At 62.7% G+C, this 8,642-nt stretch carries 4 protein-coding genes and 1 rRNA gene; 4 read left to right on the top strand and 1 reads right to left on the bottom strand.

The window, feature by feature from the left end; translation table 11 throughout:
* Window positions 1-377: DUF3417 domain-containing protein (locus AB4Z38_RS25355; protein ID WP_441432278.1), on the bottom strand; the 377-nt coding region annotated here is incomplete at its 3' end.
* A 131-nt stretch (window positions 378-508) separates the two neighbouring features.
* Between AB4Z38_RS25355 and AB4Z38_RS25350 the strand changes: the two genes are divergently transcribed.
* From AB4Z38_RS25350 to AB4Z38_RS25335, 4 genes are all read left to right on the top strand, one after another.
* Window positions 509-2,587 (top strand): alpha-1,4-glucan--maltose-1-phosphate maltosyltransferase, encoded by a 2,079-nt coding sequence (locus AB4Z38_RS25350; protein ID WP_441432277.1) that lies wholly within the window; start codon window positions 509-511, stop codon window positions 2,585-2,587.
* Between the two features lie 5 nt (window positions 2,588-2,592).
* Complete coding sequence (treS, locus tag AB4Z38_RS25345; protein WP_441432276.1) at window positions 2,593-4,389, top strand: maltose alpha-D-glucosyltransferase; 1,797 nt, start codon at window positions 2,593-2,595, stop codon at window positions 4,387-4,389.
* A gap of 1 nt (window position 4,390) precedes the next feature.
* Window positions 4,391-8,077: a 1,4-alpha-glucan branching enzyme gene (locus AB4Z38_RS25340; RefSeq protein WP_441432275.1), complete on the top strand. Its 3,687-nt coding sequence runs from the start codon at window positions 4,391-4,393 to the stop codon at window positions 8,075-8,077.
* A gap of 492 nt (window positions 8,078-8,569) precedes the next feature.
* Window positions 8,570-8,642: ribosomal RNA gene (locus tag AB4Z38_RS25335) — 16S ribosomal RNA — on the top strand; the annotation flags it as partial.

The raw sequence follows: 8,642 nt of genomic DNA, 5'->3' as shown, positions 1-8,642 counted from the left end.
CCGCCGGAATACTGCGGAAGCACCTCGGTGATCCCGAACTCGGGCGAGAAATAGGCGATGCACGCCGGAGCGTCCGGACCCAGGCCCTGGTACCAGCGCGGCTCACTGAGGTACCGGTCCAGGTCCGCAGCCGCGTGCTGGACACGCTCGACAAGTTCATTGTTGGAAGCAAGTTGGTCCAGCTGGTCGCGGCTGATTGACCCGAGGAGGCTTATTGGATCGTGGCGGCTCTCCTCCCACAATTCCTGGTCAAGGCTCTCAAAGAGCTCACGGGTAGGCCGGTGCCATGACCAGCGCAGATTCGTGGCGAGACGCGCCAGTGGCCGGATCGGCTCGGGGAGCAGGGTACGGACGGTAAACCTTCGAATTGCCTTCACGAGCGTCACACTAATCCACTCGGTAGACAGCAGGAACAGCTTTCGGTTTCTTTTAGGTAAATGACACATTGCGCGGAAGAGTCTGGGGTACCTCTTCGCAAAATGCGATTTTTCTCGCTAACGTCGAGGTTGTGACCACTACTGCAGCACCGCGATCCAGCTCAGCATCCAAGTCCAAGCAGAAGACCGGTATCACCGAAGGTCTCAGGTTCGGCAGATTCCCGATCACGGCTGTGCAGCCCGTGATCGAGGAAGGCCGGTTCCCGGCCAAGGCCTTGCCTGGTGAAGATTTGGTGGTTGGCGCCACGGTCTTCCGTGAGGGCCACGACCAGCTGGGGGTGAGCGCCGTCCTGCTGGACCCCAAAGGCAAGGAACGCCAGCGTGTCCGGCTCGCCCCGGCACCGGGTGAGCGTGGCAAGGGAACCGACCGTTGGGAGGGCTTGCTGACCCCGACCGCGCCCGGAGCCTGGACCTTCGCAGTCGAGGCCTGGCACGACCGCTACGGCACATGGCATCACAACGCGGAGGTGAAGGTCGAGGCCGGCATCGACGTGGAGCTGATGCTCGCCGAGGGCGTCGCGCTACTCGCGGAAGCGGCCGGTGAAAGCACGAGAAACGGGGCGGACAAGCGCATCCTTCGCGCTGCCTCTGAAGGCCTCGCCGATACTTCGAAGACTGCCGAGGAGCGCCTTGCCGCCGGCTTCAGCGCAGAGGTCGCAGCCGTCGTCGAGCGCCAGCCGATCCGTGAACTGGTGACCGTCTCGGAACAATACCCTCTCCTCGTGGAGCGTGACCTCGCCGGCCGCGGGGCCTGGTACGAATTCTTCCCCCGTTCCGAAGGTGCCGTTTTCGACCCCACCACGGGAACGTGGACTTCAGGCAACTTCACGACGGCGGCCAAGAGGCTCGACGCCGTTGCGGACATGGGCTTCGACGTCATCTACCTGCCGCCCATCCACCCGATTGGTTTCCAGCACCGCAAGGGACGCAACAACACCTTGACTCCGGGTCCGCAGGATCCCGGCTCGCCGTGGGCCATCGGCTCCGAAGCCGGCGGCCACGACGCCATCCACCCGGAATTGGGATCGTTCGAGGATTTCGACGCCTTTGTGGCCCGCGCCAATGAGCTGGGCCTCGAGGTGGCGCTGGACTTGGCGCTGCAGGCCGCCCCGGACCATCCCTGGGTGAAGACCAACCCTGAATGGTTCACCACCCGCGTGGACGGCAGCATAGCCTATGCCGAAAACCCGCCCAAGAAGTACCAGGACATCTACCCGCTGAACTTCGACAACGATCCCGCGGGTCTGTCCAAGGAAATCCTGCGGATCGTCTTCCTCTGGGTGAGCCACGGCGTGAAGATTTTCCGTGTGGACAACCCCCACACCAAACCGGTGTGGTTCTGGGAATGGCTGATCGGCAAGGTCAACAAAAAGTACCCCGACGTCGTTTTCCTCGCCGAGGCGTTCACCCGCCCCGCGATGATGCACGCCCTCGGCCGGGCAGGTTTCCAACAGTCGTACACGTACTTCACGTGGCGGAACACCAAAACCGAACTGGAATCGTATTTCCAGGAGGTAAGCCACGAATCTCCGGCGTACTTCCGACCCAATTTCTTCGTCAACACCCCGGATATCCTCACCGAATACCTCCAATACGGCGGTCCGGCTGCGTTCCGCATCCGCGCAGCACTGGCCGCCACGGCCAGCCCGCTCTGGGGTGTCTACGCCGGTTTCGAGCTGTACGAGCATGTGGCGCGTCCCGGTGCCGAAGAGTACATCGACAACGAGAAATATGAGTTCAAGGACCGCAACTGGGATGCCGCTGCGGCTTCCGGGCACAGTCTCGCCCCGTACATCACGCGGCTTAACGCCATCCGGAAGGCCCACCCGGCCCTGGGTGACCTGCAGAACCTGACTTTGCATCACAGCACGGATGACGCAACCATCGTGTTCTCAAAGCACAAGACCTTGCCCGACGGCAGCAAGGACACCTTGATCATTGTGGTCAACGTCGATCCCCACGGCACCAGGGAAAGCACTGTGACCCTGGATCTCTCCGCTCTTTCGCTGGATCCGTCCGACTTCACCGCCAACGGACGGTTCTGGGTGGATGATTTGGTCAGCGGCGAAAGCTGGGAGTGGGGCGAGTACAACTACGTCCGACTGGACGCCCACGTAGAGCCGGCACACATTCTCAATATCCGGAGGTAGCCTTAGTGAGCTTCAATCCGCAGGGTCAAAGTCAGTACTTCACGCCGAAGAACACTTTCGAGCTGAATGCCCCGGGTCTTCAACATGACCCTCATTGGTATCGGAAGGCTGTTTTCTACGAAGTGTTGGTGAGGGCCTTCGCGGATGCGAATGGTGACGGTTCCGGTGACTTCCACGGACTGATCGACAAACTGGATTATCTGCAGTGGCTCGGGGTGGATTGTTTGTGGCTCCCGCCGTTCTTCGATTCGCCTTTGCGCGACGGTGGTTACGACATTTCCGATTACACGTCCGTGTTGGACGAGTTCGGCACCATCAGCGACTTCAAGCGGCTCGTGGCCGAAGCCCATGCGAGGGGCGTCAGGGTCATCATCGACCTCCCGCTGAACCACACCTCGGACCAACACCCTTGGTTCCAGGAGTCACGCAAGAACCCGGATGGCCCGTTCGGCGACTTCTACGTGTGGAGTGACACCGACGAGAAGTACCAGGACGCGCGCATCATCTTCGTGGATACGGAAGAGTCGAACTGGACGTTCGATCCGATCCGCCGGCAGTTCTTCTGGCACCGCTTCTTCAGCCACCAGCCCGACCTGAACTTCGAAAACCCCAAGGTCATCGAGGCCGTCCACGACGTCGTCAAGTTCTGGCTGGACCAAGGCATTGACGGATTCCGGGCAGATGCCATCCCGTACCTCTTCGAAGAAGAGGGCACCAACTGCGAGAACCTGCCGGCCACGCACGGCTTCCTGCGGGACCTTCGGAAGATGGTGGACGAGAACTACCCCGGCCGTGTGATCATCGCCGAAGCCAACCAACCGCCGCACGACGTCGTGGAGTACTTCGGCACGGAGGAAGAACCGGAGTGCCACATGGCCTTCCACTTTCCCATCATGCCGCGCCTGTACTACGCGCTCCGCGACCAGAAAGCCGCCCCCATCATCGAGACACTGCGGGATACCCCGGGAATCCCGGCCGGCGCGCAATGGGGCACCTTCCTGCGCAACCACGACGAACTCACCCTGGAGATGGTCACCGCCGACGAACGTGCCGCCATGCTGGGCTGGTACGCGCCGGATCCGCGTATGCGGGCCAACATCGGCATCCGGCGCAGGCTCGCTTCCCTGCTGGACAACTCCCGCTCCGAGATGGAGCTGATCAATGCGTTGCTGCTTTCCCTGCCCGGCAGCCCCTTCTTGTACTACGGCGATGAAATCGGGATGGGAGACAACATCTGGCTTGACGATCGCGACGCCGTCCGCACGCCGATGCAATGGAACCCGGACCGCAACGCAGGTTTCTCCAATGCCGATCCCGGAAAGCTCTACCTGCCCGTCATCCAGTCGCTGGTCTACAACTACAGCATGGCGAACGTTGAGGCCGAAGCGGCCCATTCCGGTTCGCTCCTGCGCTGGACACGCCAGATCCTGAGCGTCCGGAGGAACCACGCGGTCTTCGGGCTAGGAGGCTACCGGAACGTTCCGGCAGACCACGAGGTGGTTCTTGCCTATTTGCGCGAACTCCGGGAGGACAATCCGGAAGGCGAGGATGCCGAATCCATTCTTTGCGTTTTCAACTTGTCCCAACATCCGGTTGCTACCACTTTGGACATCCCTGAATACGCCGGAAGAGGTCTAAGGGATGTGTTCGGAGGCCAGCCTTTCCCGGGAATCGGCGCCGACGGCTCCCTGACCCTCACACTCGGCAGCCACGACTTCTTCTGGCTGCGGATACGTTCGGCGGGTTCCACCGGCTCCTCGCCGTACACCCAGGCCATCCCAGTGCTCTCCATCGAAGGCTGACATGAGTCACATGGCGCCCACCACGGTCCTGGCCTCCCTGCTCAAGGAATGGCTGCCCCGGCAGCGCTGGTTTCCCGTCAAGGCAGGGTTATTCGAACTGGATTTCGTCGGCTCGTTCGGGCTTCCCGCGCCCGCCACCGGGACCGGCCTGGAGGTCCAGCTCATCTCCGTTGCCTACGCCACGGCCGATGGCGGGAGGCAGACTGACATCATCCAAGTACCGCTCAGCTTTCGCTCCGCGCCCGCGCCCGCGTTGGCAACTGCCTTAGTGGGCCAGATCGGCGGAACAAGCGATGAGGACCCGCCGGTCTGGGTGTACGACGCCCCCCACGATCCTGACTTTGTGACTGTATGGCTCGATCTCATCCGGGGTCAGGCGTCCGCCGAGCCCGGCGAAGGGGAGTGCACCGCGAGCGGACATACCGTGCCGGGCAGCCTGCGGCTGCCCACCGCCTCAGGATCCGTGCGGGTCTCTTCCGGCGAGCAGTCCAACACTTCGGTGATCGTCGACGACGGCGTGTCCGCGGCGATCGTGAAGATCTTCCGGGTCCTGTCGGTCGGCAAGAACCCCGAGGTGGAGGTGGGCGCGGCCTTGACCTCGGCGGGAACGAAGGAAGTGCCCTCCACGCTCGGCTGGATTACCGGAACCTGGGAGGTACGGACACCTCTGGGCCGGCACGGCACAGCCTCGGCGGATTTCGCCGTTGCCCACGAATTCCTCGCCGGCGGGCAGGACGCTTGGCGCCTCGCCGTCGACGCTGCGGCATCAGGCAAGGACTTTGCCACAAAAGCCCGCCAGCTGGGCCAGGCGACTGCCACCGTGCACCTGCGGCTCGCGGAAACCCTCGGAACCGCGCGGGAACGCGTTCCGGGCCAGGACATCGCGCCCGAAGTAGCCCGGCGCGTGCGCCAGTCATGGGCTGAGGCCGGCACCGCCGTCGGGCCCCATGAGCAGCAGCTTGAGGCACTCCTGACGCAACTGTCCGGCAAGGAAGCCGGGACGCTGCAGCGCATCCACGGAGACCTTCACCTGGGCCAGATCCTCTTGGTGCCCGGCGCCGCGGGCCAACCGGCCCGGTGGGCGATCCTGGACTTTGAGGGCGAACCCCTGAGGCCGATCGAACACCGTAACATTCCAGACGTTCCCCTGCGGGACGTCGTCGGAATGCTGCGGTCCTTCGACTACGCGGCCGGTGCGGCCATCCGCGAGAACCCGGGCGCCCGGGTTCCCGCTACGTGGGTTGACGACTGCGCCGAGGCGTTCCTGGCCGGCTACGGCGACATCACCCCTGGAACTATTGACCGCCGATCGCCGCTGTTTGTGGCATTGTGGCTGGACAAGGCCTTGTACGAGGTGATCTACGAGCTGCGGAACAGGCCGGACTGGTTGCCCATTCCGGTCAATGCTTCGCGGCAGCTCCTCGGAAACACAAGCCCCGGCACGGATGCCGCGGCGACATCGGAAGGTAAGGAAATGACAGGCTCAGCACGTACCGAACGGCCCCGAGTCCCGCTGTATGTGGACGCCGCTACCCTGGGCCGGGTGGCCGCTGGTGCGCACCACGCCCCGCACTCGGTGCTGGGCGCCCACCTTGACGACCACGGCCACGTCACCATCCGCACGGTCAAGCACCTCGCGGCGGAGGTAACTGTAGTCACCGAAGCCGGTTCCACCCCGATGACCCACGAGACCGACGGGGTCTGGGTGGCGGTCCTCGAACCGCTGCAGCACGGCCACGTGCCGGACTACCGCCTGGACGTTGTGTACGGCGATTCCGCACCGGTGACGATCAACGATCCCTACCACTACCTTCCAACCGTCGGCGAGGTGGACCTGCACCTCATCGGAGAAGGCCGGCACGAACGGCTCTGGGACACACTGGGCTCCCATGTCCAGCACTACCGCTCCCCGCTCGGCGATGTGGACGGCGTCTCCTTCGCCGTCTGGGCGCCCAACGCACAGGCAGTCCGCGTCAAGGGCGACTTCAACTCTTGGGACGGGCGTGAGCATGCCTTGCGCTCCCTCGGGTCTTCAGGCGTCTGGGAAGTCTTCATCCCGGGGGTTGTAGCAGGGGCGTGCTACAAATTCGAGCTACTCACCAAGGCCGGCCATTGGGTGGAGAAAGCCGACCCGCTCGCCTTCGGCACCGAAGTTCCCCCCCTGACCGCGTCACGCGTGGTGGAATCCGGCTACCGCTTCAAGGACGACGCCTGGATGACGGCGCGCGCCAACAAGGATCCGCACAACTCGCCCATGAGCGTCTACGAAGTCCACCTTGGTTCCTGGCGCCTTGGCCTCGGGTACAAGGAGCTGGCCAAGGACCTCGTGGAGTACGTGAAGTGGCTTGGCTTCACCCACGTCGAGTTCATGCCGGTGGCCGAGCACCCCTTTGGTGGTTCATGGGGCTACCAAGTCACGTCCTACTTTGCTCCGACCTCCCGCTTCGGACATCCGGATGAGTTCCGGTTCCTGGTCGATTCATTGCACCAAGCGGGCATCGGCGTCATCCTTGACTGGGTCCCCGCCCACTTCCCGAAGGACGCATGGGCTCTTGCCCGCTTCGACGGCGAACCACTGTACGAGCACTCCGATCCCCGGCTCGGCGAGCACCCGGACTGGGGCACGCTCATCTTCGACTTCGGCCGCACCGAGGTTCGCAACTTCCTGGTCGCGAATGCCTTGTACTGGCTTGAGGAATTCCACATCGACGGGCTTCGGGTGGACGCCGTGGCCTCCATGCTCTACCGGGACTATTCCCGCGAGGAAGGGGAGTGGTTCCCCAACGTCCACGGCGGCCGCGAGAACCTGGAAGCCATCTCCTTCCTCCAAGAGGTCAACGCCACGATCTACAAGACCCACCCGGGCGCAGTGACCATTGCCGAGGAATCCACAGCGTTCCCCGGCGTCACCGCACCGACCAACCATGGCGGTCTGGGATTCGGCCTCAAATGGAACATGGGCTGGATGCATGACTCCCTCAAGTACATCTCCGAAAACCCGGTGAACCGCCGCTGGCACCACGGTACGGTGACGTTCTCCATGGTCTATGCCTTCACCGAGAACTTCCTGCTGCCCATCAGCCACGACGAGGTAGTGCACGGCAAGGGATCCATGCTGCGCAAGATGCCGGGCGACCGCTGGCAGCAGCTCGCCAACCTGCGGGCATTCATGGCGTACCAGTGGGCGCACCCGGGCAAGCAGCTCATCTTCATGGGCACCGAATTCGGCCAAGAGGCCGAATGGTCCGAACAGCACGGGCTCGACTGGTTCCTTGCCGACATCCCCGCGCACCGCGGACTGCAATTGCTCACCCGCGAATTGAACACGCTGTACAGTTCGACGCCGGCCCTGCATGTCCGGGACAACGAGCCTGGCGGTTTCCAGTGGATCAACGGTGCGGACGCGGATCGCAACGTACTGACCTTTATCCGGTGGGACCACGACGGAAACCCCTTGGTGTGCGCCGTGAATTTCTCGGGAGGCCCGCACCAGGACTATGTGCTTGGCGTCCCGTCTGCCGGCGCATGGCAGGAAGTACTCAACACAGACGCCGACGTGTACGGAGGCTCGGGTGTGATCAACAGTGGTGAACTGCTTGCCACCGCACCCGGGGCGGAAGGACTGCCTGCTGCACTGACCGTTACCTTGCCCCCGCTCGGAGCTTCCTGGTTCGCGCCGGTGGGGTAGTTGTTCTGCTTGTTTGAGGGTGAAGGGTCCGGAAGACTTGAGTTTCCGGGCCCTTTGCGTGGATCCCGCGGACGACCGCTGAAGCGCCGGGATCCGTCTGGTGGGGGTTTTGCCTCCCCGGAGAACTGGTGGTATAGTTAGTACCCGCGCTGCTCCCCAGTGGAGATCGGTGAAGTTGACTAAGTTCCTCGTGAAAATCAAGTCAAGAACGCCGATTTGACTAGGAGGCTAGCAGCCGGTAAGTTTGGAAAGTTGCTCCGGAGCGATCCTGGACCCTTGGTTGGGTGTGGGTGGTGCCGGGTGTGTCTGTTGTTTGAGAACTCAATAGTGTGCCAAGTTTGTTGATACCGATTTGTTTTTATGAATTGGTTGATTTTGCCGGGCCCTGTCCGCCCCTGTGGGTGGGGTCTGGTTTTCAGCTGGTTTCAAATTTTGTGCAGCCCTTCGGCCGTTATTTCCGGTGGTTGTGGTTGTGTCTGTTTTTGTTTTACTTCAACGGAGAGTTTGATCCTGGCTCAGGATGAACGCTGGCGGCGTGCTTAACACATGCAAGTCGAACGATGAT

It is taken from the genome of Arthrobacter sp. 2RAF6, assembly GCF_052115205.1.
In the GTDB taxonomy this organism is placed as follows: Bacteria; Actinomycetota; Actinomycetes; order Actinomycetales; family Micrococcaceae; genus Arthrobacter.
This window is presented reverse-complemented; position numbering and strand designations above follow the sequence as displayed.

What these genes read in the sequence shown, in the direction of transcription:
- AB4Z38_RS25340 (WP_441432275.1), top strand. Translation starts at nt 4,391, where the DNA reads ATGAGTCACATGGCGCCCACCACGGTCCTGGCCTCCCTGCTCAAGGAA.